At 41.3% G+C, this 16,832-nt stretch carries 14 protein-coding genes; 4 read left to right on the top strand and 10 right to left on the bottom strand.

The features are described from left to right. Nucleotides 1-6: 6 nt before the first annotated feature. The 3 genes from hflD to ACWQ4X_RS02200 all read left to right on the top strand — a co-directional run bounded on the left by hflD (nt 7) and on the right by ACWQ4X_RS02200 (nt 2,901). The gene (gene hflD, locus ACWQ4X_RS02210) at nt 7-738 is read left to right on the top strand and encodes a high frequency lysogenization protein HflD (protein ID WP_142768249.1); all 732 of its coding nucleotides are present in this window, start codon (nt 7-9) and stop codon (nt 736-738) included. A 57-nt stretch (nt 739-795) separates the two neighbouring features. After that, nucleotides 796-2,184, top strand: coding sequence for an adenylosuccinate lyase (gene purB, locus ACWQ4X_RS02205; RefSeq protein WP_457902547.1), 1,389 nt, complete (start codon nt 796-798; stop codon nt 2,182-2,184). Nucleotides 2,185-2,262: 78 nt separating this feature from the next. Further along, nucleotides 2,263-2,901, top strand: coding sequence for a DUF2238 domain-containing protein (locus ACWQ4X_RS02200; protein ID WP_457902546.1), 639 nt, complete (start codon nt 2,263-2,265; stop codon nt 2,899-2,901). Nucleotides 2,902-2,966: 65 nt separating this feature from the next. Here ACWQ4X_RS02200 and ACWQ4X_RS02195 read toward each other — a convergent pair whose 3' ends face one another. From ACWQ4X_RS02195 to ACWQ4X_RS02160, 8 genes are all read right to left on the bottom strand, one after another. Further along, a complete protein-coding gene (locus ACWQ4X_RS02195; RefSeq protein WP_457902545.1) occupies nt 2,967-3,383 on the bottom strand; it encodes a hypothetical protein in 417 nt (138 codons plus the stop codon). A gap of 108 nt (nt 3,384-3,491) precedes the next feature. Next, entirely contained in the window at nt 3,492-4,454 is a 963-nt protein-coding gene (gene sohB / locus ACWQ4X_RS02190) for a protease SohB (protein WP_457902544.1), read from the bottom strand. 200 nt (nt 4,455-4,654) lie between these two features. Then, nucleotides 4,655-5,566 (bottom strand): phosphate ABC transporter ATP-binding protein PstB, encoded by a 912-nt coding sequence (pstB, locus tag ACWQ4X_RS02185; RefSeq protein ID WP_100241283.1) that lies wholly within the window; start codon nt 5,564-5,566, stop codon nt 4,655-4,657. 13 nt (nt 5,567-5,579) lie between these two features. Then, nucleotides 5,580-6,971 (bottom strand): phosphate ABC transporter permease PstA, encoded by a 1,392-nt coding sequence (gene pstA / locus ACWQ4X_RS02180; protein ID WP_457902543.1) that lies wholly within the window; start codon nt 6,969-6,971, stop codon nt 5,580-5,582. Continuing rightward, nucleotides 6,968-8,347 (bottom strand): phosphate ABC transporter permease subunit PstC, encoded by a 1,380-nt coding sequence (pstC, locus tag ACWQ4X_RS02175; RefSeq protein ID WP_457902542.1) that lies wholly within the window; start codon nt 8,345-8,347, stop codon nt 6,968-6,970. The genes pstA and pstC overlap by 4 nt, the downstream gene beginning before the upstream one ends. 99 nt (nt 8,348-8,446) lie before the next feature. Continuing rightward, nucleotides 8,447-9,472 (bottom strand): substrate-binding domain-containing protein, encoded by a 1,026-nt coding sequence (locus ACWQ4X_RS02170; RefSeq protein ID WP_457902541.1) that lies wholly within the window; start codon nt 9,470-9,472, stop codon nt 8,447-8,449. A 470-nt stretch (nt 9,473-9,942) separates the two neighbouring features. Next, nucleotides 9,943-11,322: an amino acid permease gene (locus tag ACWQ4X_RS02165; protein ID WP_142768244.1), complete on the bottom strand. Its 1,380-nt coding sequence runs from the start codon at nt 11,320-11,322 to the stop codon at nt 9,943-9,945. 136 nt (nt 11,323-11,458) lie between these two features. Then, a complete protein-coding gene (locus ACWQ4X_RS02160) occupies nt 11,459-13,180 on the bottom strand; it encodes an alpha-keto acid decarboxylase family protein (protein WP_457902540.1) in 1,722 nt (573 codons plus the stop codon). A 134-nt stretch (nt 13,181-13,314) separates the two neighbouring features. Here ACWQ4X_RS02160 and ACWQ4X_RS02155 point away from each other — a divergent pair, with 134 nt between their 5' ends. Continuing rightward, entirely contained in the window at nt 13,315-13,806 is a 492-nt protein-coding gene (locus ACWQ4X_RS02155; protein ID WP_457902539.1) for an Lrp/AsnC family transcriptional regulator, read from the top strand. Nucleotides 13,807-13,878: 72 nt separating this feature from the next. Here ACWQ4X_RS02155 and ACWQ4X_RS02150 read toward each other — a convergent pair whose 3' ends face one another. Beyond that, nucleotides 13,879-15,411 carry a pyridoxal phosphate-dependent decarboxylase family protein gene (locus tag ACWQ4X_RS02150; RefSeq protein WP_457902538.1) on the bottom strand — a complete coding sequence of 511 codons (1,533 nt, stop codon included), beginning with the start codon at nt 15,409-15,411 and terminating at the stop codon, nt 13,879-13,881. Next, nucleotides 15,411-16,787, bottom strand: coding sequence for a diaminobutyrate--2-oxoglutarate transaminase (locus tag ACWQ4X_RS02145; protein WP_457902537.1), 1,377 nt, complete (start codon nt 16,785-16,787; stop codon nt 15,411-15,413). The genes ACWQ4X_RS02150 and ACWQ4X_RS02145 overlap by 1 nt, the downstream gene beginning before the upstream one ends. Nucleotides 16,788-16,832: the final 45 nt, after the last annotated feature.

Genomic DNA, 16,832 nt, shown 5'->3' with positions numbered 1-16,832 from the left:
TTCGGTATGGTTGAGTTACCGTTTCAACAGCCTCAAACTTTAAGTCAACGTCAAAATCGAGCATTGGCGCTTGCGGCTGTGTTTCAAGCAACGCAACTCACCCATATGACCGCTATTTCTGGACGACAGAGCATCGGAGATAGCGGGAATTTCTATTTAGAGCAGCTCATTAAAGCCAGCCTGAATATTCGTCCGACCTCCAACCAGTCCTGCCAAACCCTAGATTTTTTCAATCAACTCGCTGATATCTCGCTTGGATTAAAAGCACTGGAAAGCAGCATTACTCAACCGTTTAATCCAGCACCCAAATCTCGTTTACCAAAACTTTCCAATGCCAAGCTGCCAATGTCCTATGCCATGGCGTTATTACAATTAGAAAAGAAAGTGTATAGCAACCCAAAATTTGTAGAAATCATTGAAAAATCACAACAAAAAATCTTAAAACAGCTCTCATTTTTCGATAATAACTATACGCATCCAAGCATTCTTGCCAACTTAGCCCAAACCTATGTCGATACCGCAGGACAAATCAATCCTCGGATTATGGTGCGTGGCAATGCAGAAGCATTTAAGGATGCAGCTCACACTAACCGAATTCGCGCTGCCCTCTTTACCGGTCTACAAATGGCTCATTTGTGGCGCCAGCTGGGTGGAAGTTCTTGGGGCATGATTTTTAGCAAACGCAAACTGCTCCAAGATATTCAAGATCTCGCTCGTTTACAATATCAGGTGGTCTAACCTGATGTTGCACGAAATTTTCGTTTTACGTTTTATTCCAAAGTTTAAGGAATCACCATGAACGCTTTAACTGCACTTTCTCCATTAGATGGACGTTACGCTAGCAAATGTGATGCTTTGCGTCCTTTCCTCTCTGAGTTTGGTTTAATCCACGCTCGTGTGACTGTTGAAGTGCGTTGGTTGCAAGCGCTTGCGAACCACCCTGAAATTGTTGAAGTTCCAGCATTTACTGCTGAAACAAATGCAGCTTTAGATGCTATCGTTGCTCAATTTTCTGAAGAAGATGCAAACCGCATTAAAGAAATTGAACGTACAACCAACCATGACGTAAAAGCGGTTGAATATTTCTTAAAAGAAAAAATTGCCCATATTGATGAACTTAAAAATGCAGGTGAATTCATTCACTTTGCTTGTACTTCCGAAGACATCAACAACTTATCTCATGCATTAATGTTGAAAAATGGTCGTGATGTATTGGTTGCTTCTATGCAGCAAATTATTGATGCGATTGTGGTATTGGCTGAAAAGCACGCTGATCAACCAATGCTTTCTCGTACCCACGGTCAAACGGCTAGCCCTACCACTTTAGGTAAAGAAATGGCGAACGTGGCTTACCGTCTAGCACGCCAAATCAAACAATTTCAAAATGTAGAATTACTAGGCAAAATCAATGGTGCTGTGGGTAACTACAACGCACACTTGTCAGCTTACCCAGACATCAACTGGCCTGCACATTCACAAGCATTTGTTGAATCTTTAGGTTTAGACTTTAACCCGTACACCACGCAAATTGAACCACATGACTACATGGCGGAACTTTTTGATGCGTTACGTCGTTACAACACCATTTTAATCGACTTTAACCGTGACGTATGGGGCTACATCTCTTTAGGTTTCTTCAAACAAAAACTTAAAGAAGGCGAAGTGGGTTCTTCAACCATGCCGCATAAAGTGAATCCAATTGACTTTGAAAACTCTGAAGGTAACTTGGGTATTGCGAATGCAGTATTGGCACACTTGGGCGAAAAATTACCAATTTCTCGTTGGCAGCGTGACTTAACTGACTCGACTGTACTTCGTAACATGGGTGTTGGTTTTGCACAAAGCTTAATTGCTTTTGAAGCTTGCTTAAAAGGTGTTGGTAAACTAGAACTGAATGCTGCTCGTATTCTTGAAGATTTAGACAATGCTCAAGAAGTACTTGCTGAACCAATTCAAACTGTTATGCGTCGTTACAACGTCGAAAAACCTTACGAAAAATTAAAAGCCCTTACTCGTGGTCAAGCAATGACGCGTGACATGATGGTTGACTTCGTCAATGGTACTGAACTTGAAGCTGTACCAGCTGCTGATCGTGCGCGTTTAGCTGAAATGACACCTGCAAGCTACACTGGTAATGCAGCAGACCAAGCAAAACAAATTAAAGATTTAATTGCTAAAATCTAATTAGCTGTTAATTTGAAAAGCGAAGCTTAGGCTTCGCTTTTTTATGCCCTGCTTGATCACAGATACGAATAGAACAACATGATTGAATATCAACTGACGTTTAAACACTGGACTTGTCTTGCACTGATTGCAGTCGCCGTCTTCATTGCCAGTATTCAACCTTTAGAGTTCGAATCTTATCTGTTACACCAAGCAGGCACTGTATTTATGCTGCTTGCACTGATCCTTACTTTAAAAAAAATTGGACTCGATTTTATTTCTTTTAGCCTCTATTTAGGCTTCTTGTTGGTTCATATTCTAGGGGCACATTATTTATATTCTTATGTACCTTATAACAAATGGATACTGCAACTTTTCAATTTTGATTTAAACCAATCTTTGGGTTGGACACGTAACATGTATGATCGATTGGTTCATTTGGTCTATGGACTATGCTTATACCCTTTTTTCTATCGCCTCTTTCAGGTTTGGTTACCCAAGCTCAAACCCTATGTACTGTTCTTATTGGTCATCCAGTTTGTAATGGCGACCAGTCTTATATATGAATGGGTGGAATGGTTGATTGCCATTCAACTTTCCCCTGAAGATGCAGAGAATTACAATGGGCAACAAGGTGATATTTGGGATGCACACATGGACATGCTGCTGGCAACAGTGGGTGCCATAATTACTGGTGGCATATATCTACGACAAGTGTTTAAAACTCATAACTGCTAATTGATTTTAGCACCCAATAGAATCAGTCACTCCCAACCTTAAGGCAAATATAAGAGTAATATTTTCTATTCATTAATCCATCTTAAAATTTTAGACTCCGCTAAATCTGAATATTTAAACTTATCCAAATATTCAAAACAGACATATTCCCCTTTAGATTTTCTGAGCAGTTTCTCATCAAATCTTAGATGTCTATTATATTTTGAATGTTCAAATTGGATGGCGATACGTTCAAAATGATCACGTTTAACCGCATAGGTTTTATAGAACTTCACCACACCGCAGGCTTGAGATAATTCTATTGGCTTATCTTCTTTTAAATAGGCAGCCAAAGCCAAAACAAGAACACCTGGAAGAAAAGCCAGAATGAATATAATCTTTTTCTTATCTTCGTTCCCTCCTTTTGCTTCCATATACAAAGCAAAATATGCAGGACAAATGATTAAAATTAAAAATCCGAGAAATCCTAAAAATATACTCATCTCTATGTAAATTATGCTGTGTTTTTATAAGTTAAAAGTACTATAACATTTCACATAAATTAAAAAGCCCACCGAAGTGAGCTTATCCATGCAGATTTTTCTATAATCTTATAATTTAGGGTCACGCATTTGTAAGAGATTCGCATTTGCCTTGCTGAGACTTTCCATTACTTTATGCATCACAGTTGGAACCAGCTGATCTGCAATATGCGCTGCCTGTAAGCCAATTTTCTCGCCCAACGTCGGTTTGCGGCGTGTTTGAATCACGTAGACATCATGTTGTGGCAATAAACCCAATAAATATTCATCTGAAGTCTGGAGCTTATCAACCAGATTCAAATCTAGCGCATCACGACCATACCAATGCTCGCCTGTAGCAACTTTTTCCATATTCAGTTGTGGGCGGTATTTCTCGACAAAGTGCTTAAACAATTCATGCGTTTGTTGCAGTTCTTCTTCAAACTTCGCTTTACCTTCAGGTGTATTTTCGCCAAACATGGTCACAGTACGTTTGAATTGACCAGCGGTATACAGTTCAAAATCGACATGATGTTCTTTCAATAAGCGATTAAAGTTCGGGACTTGTGCCACTACACCAATTGAACCAACCACCGCAAATGGCGCAGCGATAATTTCACTACCAATACACGCCATCATATAGCCACCACTTGCAGCCACTTTGTCGACGCAAATGGTCAATTGAAAGCCTGCATCGCGTAGACGCACTAATTGTGCAGCAGCAAGTCCATAACCATGCACCATGCCACCTGGGCTTTCCAAACGTACCACAACACGGTCACGCCCAGCCTTCGCAGTCGCTAAAATCAGGGTAATTTCTTCACGAATATTATCTACCGCAGAGGCCGCAGTATCACCTTTAAAGTCTAAGACATAGACTTTTTGATTGTTCTTTTTACGTGCGCGAGTTTCTTTCGCCAATTGTTGCGTGAGTTGTAAAAACTCTAATTTTGAAGCGGTGGTTTGCGCAATTTTCTTTCTTTGTTCATTTACGCGTGCGTTTAAGTGACTAACTCGTATTTCCGCAGGCAACTTCGGCAATTGAAATAACATATGTAAGTAATTCTCAATTTTGTTTGGACTGACTATAAGATGAGGCTTTTATCGCAAAAATTCAATGTTGTTTTTGCAAGAATATCACGATAAAAAATTGCCTTAAAATCATCCACTTTCTACATTTAAAGCCAGCACAAATCATTCAAGGCAAAAAAAACCGCAAATTCAAATTTGCGGTTAGCGTACAGTAGCTTTGATTAACCAAAACGACCTGTAATATACGCTTCTGTTAACTGATGATCAGGCTGAGTGAAAACTTTCTCAGTCGAGTTCACTTCAATCAAATCACCCAAATGGAAGTAAGCGGTACGGTCTGAAACACGCGCTGCTTGTTGCATTGAGTGAGTCACAATCGCAATGGTATATTGCGTTGAAAGCTCTGAAATCAATTCTTCTACTTTTGCCGTCGCAATTGGATCAAGTGCTGAACATGGTTCATCCATCAGAATCACTTCTGGACTCACAGCAATGGTACGTGCAATACATAAACGTTGTTGCTGACCACCTGATAAACCAGTACCCGGTTGGTTTAAACGATCTTTAACTTCATCCCAAAGACCCGCTTTACGCAAGCTGTTTTCAACAATTTCTTCCAAGTCATATTTATCACGTGCCAAGCCATGCAATTTTGGACCATAGGCAACGTTGTCAAAAATAGACTTTGGGAATGGGTTTGGCTTTTGGAACACCATACCCACTTGTGCACGTAGCAAAACCACATCGAGATTCGGATCGTAAATGTCTTGATTATCAAGCAAGACTTTGCCCGTCACACGACACGAATCAATGGTGTCATTCATTCGGTTTAAGGTACGCAAAAAGGTTGATTTACCGCAACCCGAAGGACCAATAAACGCGATCACTTCATTTTGGTAAATTTCTAAATCAATCCCTTTAATCGCTTCAGCTTCACCATAATAGACATGAACATCAGAAGTGCTGAGTTTTACTTTGGCGGTTTCGTTTTCTTTTTTTGCAGAAGCCTGCGTATCAAACTGTGAAATAAACGAAGTTTGGCGCTTGGAATCAGCTTCAGGAGATGTAAATTGAGTCTGTTGTGGATTCACTGACTTGTCCTGCTCTAAAGAGTTATTTACTACAGTATTCATATATTGCCCTCAATTACCAGCGGACTTCAAATTTCTTACGTAACCAAATTGCAAGACTGTTTAATCCAATCATTAATGCAAGAAGTACGATAATGGCTGCCGCAGTACGCCCTTCAAAGAAGTTACGTAACTCATTACCCTGCCATAAATAAACTTGTACAGGTAATGCTGTGGCTTGATCTAACGGTGTAGTTGGAATACTGGCAACAAAGGCGCTCATTCCAATTAATAATAGTGGAGCCGTTTCACCCAAGGCATGTGCAACACCAATGATTGAACCTGTCATGATCCCTGGGAGTGCTAAAGGAAGAACATGATGGAAAACTGTTTGAATGCGTGATGCACCTAAGCCCAATGCCGCTTGACGAATCGAGGGCGGTACAGCTTTTAAAGAAGCACGTGTGGTAATAATTACGGTAGGTAAAGTCATTAGACTTAACACTAAACCACCCACCAATGGTGCAGACAATGGTAATTGCATCCAACCGATAAAGATTGCTGCACCCAACAAACCAAATACAATCGAAGGAACAGCCGCAAGGTTGTTAATGTTGACTTCAATAATATCGGTAATGAGATTTTTTGGCGCAAATTCTTCAAGATAGATTGCTGATGCTACACCAATTGGAATCGAGATAAAGATCACAATCAACATCATGAACAGCGAGCCCATGAACGCACCCGCTAAACCTGAAGTTGCTGGCGCACTACGCGAGTCAGGATTGGTGAAAATATTGGTATTAAAGGTGTTTTCAATCACCCCTTTAGCCTCCATAGAATCCGCCAACTGACGAACTTCTGGGCTTAATTGTTGTTGATCATCTGGAAGATCACGATCAATGTTCCCTGCCAACCACACATCGACGTTAGCTTCTGTTAACAACTTAATGTCTTCAGTTTTACCAATCAACGTTGGATTAGCCAACACCATATCACGTAAACGATACGATTCGGAGTCAGTATAAATACTGGTTAACTCGTCACGATCAGTTGCCAGTGAAGGGTCTTTCTTAATCAGACCATTCACAATCAATGCATCCCAATCCACCATACCCATTTCAGTTTGCCAAGCCACATAACGCTCTTGAAACTGTGCTGGTGACTCATCTGCTCGTTGTACAGGTTTAGCACCTGCATTCACGATAGTTGGGTCAAAATACACAGGAACTGTCATGCTGGTTTGCCAAAAAGCAGGTAAACCTTTTGCCAAAATGCTGCCAAACAGTAAAACTACAAAGAACAAGCCAGAAATTACTGCTGCCAAGCCAAAACTACGAAAGATCTTTTCTTTGCGATGACGTTTAGACAAAGAGTTTTCAATGGTCTTCTTACGTTTTTCACGTAATGCAGCAGCCGATTGCGAATCAATTGATTGATCCATAGGAGAAGAATTTGATGTGCTCATTCGTATTGCTCGCGATATTTACGCACGATGTAGAGTGCAATAATGTTCAGACCCAAAGTAATCACAAATAAGGTCAGACCCAGTGCAAAAGCAACCAATGCTTGTGGACTCGCAAAATCTGTATCCCCTGTCAATTGCTTTACAATCGTTACGGTAACGGTAGACACTGCTTCAAGTGGATTCGCATGTAGTAATGGACTATTTCCTGCGGCTAAAACCACAATCATCGTTTCACCCACTGCGCGTGAAACTGCTAGTAAGAAGGCACCTGTAATACCAGGTAAAGCTGCAGGTAACACCACTTTGCGGATCGTTTCAGACTTGGTTGCTCCCAAACCTAAGGAGCCATCACGTAAAGCACGAGGTACCTGAGTAATGATGTCATCTGAAAGTGAAGATACGAAAGGAATAATCATAATCCCCATTACGAATCCTGCGGTCAGCGCACTGGTCGCATTAATGTTCACGCCAACTTGTTCACCGAGCATTCTGAAAAATGGACCAATGATCATCATCGCGAATACACCATAAACGATGGTCGGGATCCCTGCGAGGACTTCAATGGCAGGTTTTGCCCAAGAACGGAAACCTGAAGAAGCATACTCTGCTAAGTAAATGGCGATCATTAAACCCAAAGGTACTGCGACCAGTAGTGCAATACCACTGACCATCAAGGTTCCCCAAATTAATGGAAGTAAACCATAACTGCCTTCTGCATTGCCCGAGGTACTGAAACCAGGGTTCCATTCGGTTCCAAAGAAGAAATCCATTGGACTTACGAAACGGAAGAAGTGTACCGCTTCATTGAACATCGACATAACAATGCCGACTGTTGTCAAAATGGCAACACCTGAACACAATGCCAGACCGACATTGATAATTTTTTCAACTTGGTTACGTGCGCGGTACTGACCTTCAACACGTTTTTTCGCCCAAACTAAACCAGCCAAAGCCGCACAAATCACAACCGCCAGTTTTGCAAAAGAACCAATGCTTTCTACTTTTGCTAATTGTTGTGCAGCAGCTATTTCGTATGGTGCAGCTTGATCACTTACCCCAAACCCTGAAGCAATTGCCTGAACACGATCTAGGAGAACTTCAACACCAGCAGCATCTAAGCCACTCATCACATTTGCAGGAACATTATTCATCACAATGTGGCGCAAAATATTTGGCTCAACAATATTCCAAACAATCAAAATTAAAAAAGCAGGGATACCACACCACAGCGCAACCAATGCCCCATAATAACCTGGGCGCGAGTGCAACATTGCTGAGTTATTTCCCTTACCTGCTAAGTTACGACTTTTTGCGAGACCAATTTGGTAGGCTATCGCAATTAACGCCAGTAACACGCCTATAAGTAGCAGATTCATGTATTCTCCACCGTTTTTTCAATTTTCATTCTTTGAAAAAACTCACTAAGTACAAAAAGCCAATGGTGGGAGATCCCACCATTTGCCTAATTCACCGAATTACTTAACCGCTTTGCCTGCTTTAAAATCAGCAAGGATTTTTACACGCTCTTTGTCTGACATAGAGATCAAGCCTGCTTTTTCTAACTTAGAGCCTTTACCAGATACTTTCTTGCTCAAGAAGTATTCTGTGTATTGTTGTAGACCTTTGATTGACTGAAGGTGTTCGCCTTTCACGTAGAAGAACAATGGACGTGATACAGGGTAAGAACCATTCAGAATTGTTTTCTCAGATGGTGCTACGTTGTTTACTGTTGCTACACGTAATTTGTCACGGTTTTGGTCATAGAAACCTAAGCCGAATACACCTACAGCACTTGGAGAAGTTTTCAAGCGAGCTAAAGTTTCAGTATAATCACCTGCAATTTCAATTACTTTACCGTCTTTACGGAAAGCCGAACATGCTTTCTTCTGAGCATCTTTGTCTAACTTTTTGAAGTAATCGTAAGATTCACAACCCGCTTCAACCATTTTCTCTTGGAACACTTCACGTGTACCGTGGTTAGATGCAGGAATAACTAAAGTAATTGGTTCGTTTGGAAGAGTTTTGTCAATTTGATTCCAACGTGTATATGGGTTTGGAACTAATTTACCGTTAGAAGGTAATTTTTCAGCCAAAGCCGCAAATACATGGTATGGCTTTAATTTATAAGCTGATTTGTTTGCATTTGATGCAAATACAATACCGTCATAACCAATTTTAATTTCATGAATTTTGTTTACGCCTGCTTTTTTACAAGCAGCTAATTCTGTATCTTTAATTTTACGCGATGCATTTGCTACATCAATTGTATTATCACCTACACCCGCACAGAACTGTTTTAAACCACCAGAAGTACCACCAGAACCCACAACTGGAGTTTTGAATTGCGGGAATGTATTACCAAACTCTTCAGCCACAATACTTGCATATGGCAATACTGTTGAAGAACCAGCGATTTGGATTGTGTCACGTGCTGCATTTGCAGTTGTTGCTACAGCTGCCCCGGTTACTGCCAATGCAAGTGCGATGTGGTTTAAGCGCATGCTCATCTCTCTTAATGTGTGCAATGTGAAGTACGCCACTTTTTTATTCAGTTTTGTACTTTTTTCGATATGTGCATTTTGATTTTAAAATATGACAAATAAGTTACAGCAATATGACGCTTTTATGATATTTGAAGATTGATTGATGATTTATTTAAAATTCTTTTAGATTCAATATGTAACACAAAATATATTCTTATTTTTCTGATTTAGTTCCTAGCGCTAAAGTGTAACAATTCATCCTGATGTCATTTTAATACGCTATAAAGCGCTCCAGTCTGTGCGTTGCTATCGTATTAAAATCAGTCTTTCACCTCAAATACGTTGTATTTTAAGCCTGATTTTTTATATCAAAAATAGGCTTCCCTGTAGCAATGACTTCAACTTTTACTTTAACAAACTCCTCTTAAATGCAAAAAGGCTACCTCACTTTCGTTAGATAGCCTCAGAATTATGAAACTTCTAAGTATTTAATTGGATTGCGCTTCAGGCAATACCAACATTTTTTTCCGATATTTGAGCACATACAGAATGGCTAAAGCCACCATCCAGATTGGACCTAAAATCACAGCCAAACGCATGTCTGGTGTCAATGCCATGATAATCAAAATCATGCAGACAAAAGCGATGGTTAAGTAGTTTGTCCACGGACTTAAAATGCTTTGAAACTTGGTCTGACGGCCTTGTAATTTCATCGCTTTGCTAAATTTCAAATGTGTGACTGAAATCATCAACCAGTTAATCACCAATGCGGCAACCACCAGCATCATAAATAACTGGAAGGCTTGTCCTGGAATAAGATAATTCACCAATACACACACTGCAGTAATGCCTGCCGAAACCATCGCAGCAGTCACTGGAATACCGCGACTGTTCACCTTTTTCAAGATTGCAGGTGCATTACCCTGTTCTGCCAAGCCATGCAGCATACGGCTATTACAGTAAATACAGCTGTTATAAACTGAAATGGCGGCAATCAACACCACAAAGTTCAAGACATTGGCGACACCATTACTGTTTAAGGACTGGAAAATTAACACAAATGGGCTACCGCCTTCTGCCACCATATTCCACGGATAAAGACACAGTAGAATACCAATCGCACCGATATAGAAAATCAGGATACGATACACGATTTGATTGACTGCTTTTGGAATGGTGGTTTCTGGTTGTTTGGTTTCAGCCGCAGTAATCCCGATCAGTTCCAGACCACCAAAGGCAAACATAATCACGGCCAATGCCATGACAAAACCATGCAGACCATGCGGGAAAAAGCCACCGTGCTGCCATAAGTTAGCAATGCCTGCTTGCGGACCTGCTGAACCTGAGAACAGCAAATAGGCACCAAAACCAATCATGCTCAGAATGGCAATGATTTTAATACAGGAAAATATAAACTCTGATTCACCAAAAAAGCGAACATTCACTAAATTAATGCCGTTCATTAAAATGAAGAAGAACAGCGCCGTCATCCATGTCGGAATTTCGGGCCACCAAAACTGAATAAAGGTGCCAATCGCACTTAATTCCGCCATACTGACCAGTACATACAGCACCCAATAATTCCAGCCCGACATAAAGCCTGCCATTTTGCCCCAATACTTATTGGCAAAATGGCTAAATGAACCACTGACAGGCTCTTCCACTACCATCTCGCCCAACTGGCGCATAATTAGAAACGCGATGATGCCTGCAATGGCATAGCCCAACAAGATTGAGGGGCCTGCGAGTTTAATGGTTTGTGAAAGACCTAGAAATAATCCTGTTCCAATTGCGCCACCCAAGGCGATCAACTGAATATGCCGATTGGACAAGCCCTGCTTCAAAGCATGTTGATTGTGTTCATCCATACATTTTCTCCGTTATTGGTGTCACTTCCTGTACACCTTTATTCAGCAACAGCACTGAAGGTCGCCATCGACCTTCAGACTCAATTTGCTTTAATTCATTCCTTTTATCTTTTAAGCAGATAAATCCTGTTACTGCTTAAAATGAACTTGCATTCTTACATTCAATAGCTTGGGAACGCTGAGTTAAAATTTCATAGCCACGATCACCATAGTCAAAACGCGCAATCACATTGGCAAATTTCTTCAAACTCATCGGGGCATCCATGGCTGGGAGTTTTAATTCCACAAAAGTCAGCCCATCTTGTTGCTGCACATTATCCAAGACTTGTTTCAACTGCCCAATCGTTTCAACCACATGGGATTGATAAGCCTTGCTTCCATTGAACACTGCTGGAATTTGTGCATAGTTCCAGTTTTGAATATCGTTATACGCCGCATTTTCCCCCATAATTAAACGTTCAATGGTATAACCACCATTATTCAACAAGAAGATAATGGGCTTTAACTCATGACGGATAATGGTCGAGAGTTCCTGTACCGTTAACTGGAATGAGCCATCCCCAATAAACAGGATTTGTCGACGCTCAGGTGCAGCCAGCAGGCTTCCGAGTAAGGCAGGCAAGGTATAGCCGATCGAACCCCAAAGTGGTTGAGCAATATATTTTGCAGTCGCAGGCAGCTTCAAACCCGATAATGCCGAATTTGAGGTTCCTACTTCCCCAATAATCACATCATCCTCTTTTAAAAATCCTGCAATCGCATTCCAAAGCAGTTCCTGACTCAGTTTCTGTTGTTCAGGCACTTCGATACGTTGCACAGGCTGATGATTTAAAACGGGTTGCGGCGCTTTGCGTGGAGCAACCTTTTTATTTAATTCAGCCAATAACTGCCCGATTGCAATACCCGGGATATCTTGCCCAAAAATATTTAAACCATAAGGTTTAATTTCAATATAATTTTCTGTGGCAATTTGCTGGGTAAAAACGGCAGAGCCTACATCGGTAAAGCGCACCCCAACACCAATTAAACAGTCCGACTGTTCAATCACATTTTTGACATGTGGCTGACTCGCGCCCCCTACATAAGTTCCGATATAACGTGGCGAGCCCTCATCAATAATATTTTTTGCAGTATTCATACTGGCAAAAGGCATTGAGCATTTGAGAGAGAGATCATGCAGTAAAGAAGTCACACCAAACACTGCAGCTTCGTTATCAACCAATAATGCTGGGCTTTTGGCTTTGGCAAGAATGCCACACAGTTGTTCGACCACACTATGCAGCAATTCAGGCTCAATCGCTGGATAGCTAAGCTCAAGAGGACGCGTATCCACCTCAATTTTCACATGGGTAATATCTGATGCCAGTTGAATATGTACAGGGCGACGCTCGATAAAACACTGACGTAACACACGATCAATTTCAGAAGCTGCATTGGCTGGCGTTAGGCGAGTCTGTGCAACAGTAAACTCCTTCATGCAGTTCATAATGTTGTCGTAGTTACCATCCACCAGCGTGTGATGCACCAGAATACCTTTTTGCACCACATGCAAAGGCGGAATGCCTGAAATATGCACCATCGGTACATTTTCCGCATAGGCTCCTGCAATGCCGTTAATCGCACTTAAATCACCAACACCATAGGTGGTTGCCAGTGCCGCAAAACCGTTAATACGTGCATAACCATCGGCAGCATAAGCCGCATTTAACTCATTACAATTCCCAATGAATTCAAGCTGAGCATCTGCTTCGACTTGCTCAAGATAAGAGAGGTTAAAATCACCTGGGACACCAAACAGATGCTGTATACCCATTTGTTTTAAACGAAGATTTAAAAATTCACCAATTTCCATGAACATTGCTCGAAATCCTTTGAGACCAATTTTTATTCCATAGAAAAAATAATATTTCATTTAACGGGTGAATTTCGTGCATAATGAAAACGGATTTGAATAAAAATACAAGATTTGTGTATCACAAAAGGATTTTATGCATGGATAAGTTTGACTGGCAAATCATACAGGCACTACAAAAAAATGGACGGCTGACCAATCAGGAGATTGGAGATTTAATTGGTTTATCGGCTTCACAATGTTCCAGACGACGCCAACTATTGGAACAAAAAGGCATCATCTTAGGTTATACCGCACGCATTCAACAGCAAGCCTTAGGTATGGAAGTCACCGCGATGATTCACATTAACCTAAGAACGCATGAAGCAACCTCGCAAACAGCATTCCAAGAGCTCATTGAAGCAGAGGACAATATTCAGGATGCTTTTTCCATCAGCGGCGATGCAGATTTTATTTTGAAGGTTGTGGCTGAAAACTTAGAACAGCTTTCGCATTTTGTGACGGAACGTCTACTGACCTACCCATTTATTGGACATATTAAATCTTACATCGTTTTGAAAAAAGTGAAGGAACAGAATCATTTTTTGCTAAAGCCCAAAGGTTTTAACTATCATCACGTACATTCCGCTTAATTATTTCCCCCATTAACATTCAACCATAAAAAAAGCCTGGAAAATTCCAGGCTTTTTTGAACAACATGACGATTAGTCAATTGCTGGCGTATAAGTACCCGCTTGAATTGGACCTTTAATACGGTCTGCTTCAGCAAGAACAAGCGACAACAAGTTCTTTACGTTTTCTAATGTAGCCACAGGGCTCAGTGTCGTCATTTTCAATGATTGCACTTGACCAACCTTGGTTACACCAATATTCGCTTCACCACGTGCAAACAATTCATCTGCAACGTTTTGGTTCAATGTATCCAACAACTCTACTGGGTAGCCTGCTGGTACAACACGGAACAAGACAGAAGCAAATTGTGGCTCAACCAAAAGCTCAAGACCATCCGTTGCTTTAATATAATCCGCAACATCACGTGTTAATTTAACACCGTGATCGATCATTGAACCATAAAGCTCTTCACCCAATGCTTCTACAGTCATCCACAATTTCAACGCATCAAAACGACGCGTAGTTTGTAAAGACTTCGATACAAGGTTTGGAACACCATGTTCTTCATCATAAGCTGAGTTTAAGTATTCAGCTTCATAGTGCATGAAACGATAATTCGCTTCATCTTTCAGCAAGAACGCACCACATGAAATGGTTTGGAAATAGTGCTTATGGAAGTCCAGCGTGATCGAGTCAGACAACTCAATGCCATCGAGCATCGAACGGTAATCGTTCGATAAAATCAGTGCACCCCCCCATGCCGCATCGATATGCATCCACGCGCCAAACTTGTTGGTGATTTCACGAATTTTCTTCAATGGATCAATCGCACCTGCATCGGTTGTACCCGCAGTTGCAACCACACATGCCACGATTTTGCCTTCTGACTGTAAATGCGCCATAGTTTTTTCTAAGGCATCCACATCCATTTGAGCATTTTCGTTCACAGGTACAGTAACGACTGACTGGAAGCCCATACCCATCATCGCCATGTTCTTTTGCACAGAGAAATGCGCATTTTCAGAACAAATGACTTTAACGTTTTTCATGGCTTCCGCAGGAATACCATCACGCTGAACAGACCACGGATTACCGTTTTCGTCTTTCCAGTTTTTCGAGATGCAAGCATCACGTGCAAGGAGTACACCCATCAAATTAGATTGCGTACCACCTGAAGTGAATACACCAGCTTGACCTGCGCCATAACCGACTTTTTGACGAAGCCAATCAATTAATTGGACTTCCATCAAAGAACCCGCTGGGCTTTGATCCCATGAGTCCATAGATTGGTTGGTTGCATTAATCAAAACTTCAGCAATTTGGCTTGCAACCATGGTTGGGCAATGCAAATGGGCTAAAGAGTGAGGGTGATGTACTTTCAAGCTTTTATTTAAGAAAAGCTCAACCATACGATCTAATGACTTTTGTACACCTAAACCGTCTTTGGTCGGGTTAAAAGCAATCGCATCACGTAATTCTTTGATGCTGCCGCCTGTGTACATTTTGTCATTTTGCAACCATGCCGCTACCGCTTTAGTAGCTTGCTCCATTGCTGACTCGTAGTCAGCAATAGACTGGGCATCATTGCAGAGTAACGCTTTACGGTGTTCTGCAAATTCAACCATTATTGAGCGCCTCGCACAGCAACAAGGGCTTCTGCAATTGCTTTCTTAAAGCGAGCAACCACTTCCACACATTCTTCTTGTGTAATGATTAATGGGCAAAGTAAACGAATTACTGTACCGTTACGACCACCTTTTTCTAACAATAACTTGTTATCAAAACATGCCGCTTGAATCGCTGCAGCCAATTGACCATCAGCAGGTAAAGAACCCATGTGATCTGCTGGTTTACGCTCATCAACGATTTCAACGCCGATCATTAAGCCACGACCACGAACGTTACCGATACATGGGAATTCTTGCGCTAATTTTTTAAATTCAGCTTGTAAGAAATCACCACGCTCTTGCGCATTTTGTGCCAAGTTCTGTTCAGTAATGGTTTTTAATACCACTAGACCAGTACCCATTGCCAATTGGTTACCACGGAAAGTACCCGTGTGACCCGCTGGTTGCCATGCGTCAAACTTACGTTTAATACCCAATACAGCAAGTGGTAAGCCACCACCAACTGCTTTAGACATTACAACAACATCAGGCTCGATACCCGCATGTTCAAAGGCAAACATTTTACCTGAACGTGCAAAGCCCGCTTGAACTTCGTCAAGAATTAATACGATGTTGTGCTTTTCAGTCACTTCACGGATTTTCTTCAACCATTTGGTTGGAGCAGTCACGACACCGCCTTCACCTTGAATTGCTTCAAGAATCACCGCAGCAGGTTTCGTTACACCGCTTTCAACATCTTCAATGAAGTTTTCAAAGAAGTAAGTTAATGCATCAACACCCGCTTCACCACCTAGACCAAGTGGGCAACGGTATTCATGCGGATACGGCATGAACTGTACGCCTGGCATTAAACTATTCACCGCGTTTTTAGCAGACAAGTTACCTGTCATTGCTAAAGAACCGTGAGTCATACCATGATAACCACCAGAGAAGCTGATCACTGAGCTACGACCTGTATATGTCTTCGCCAGTTTAATCGCTGCTTCAGTTGCATCTGCACCAGATGGACCACAGAACTGTAAGCAGTATTCTTCTTTTCCGCCTGGAAGATACGAAAGCAACGCTTCCGTAAAAGCATCTTTCAACGGTGTAGTTAAATCTAAAGTATGTAATGGAATACCACTAGTAAGTGTATCTTGAATACTTTGAACGACCGCAGGATGATTATGGCCCAATGCCAATGTTCCTGCCCCAGCTAAACAATCAAGGTACTCTGTACCTTCAACATCAGTAACCCAGCAACCTAATGCTTTGGCTATCGCTAACGGTAATTTACGTGGATAGCTACGAACATTGGATTCCATCTGACTTTGGCGAGTCAAATAGTATTCGTTAGTAGAATTAGTGGCAGGGTTTACAGAAGAAACGCTCATATCGAATTACCATCTCTGATATGGGTTGAAAGAAATAAGTCTGGT

The organism is Acinetobacter sp. NigerLNRRAM0016 (assembly GCF_054112845.1).
This window is presented reverse-complemented; position numbering and strand designations above follow the sequence as displayed.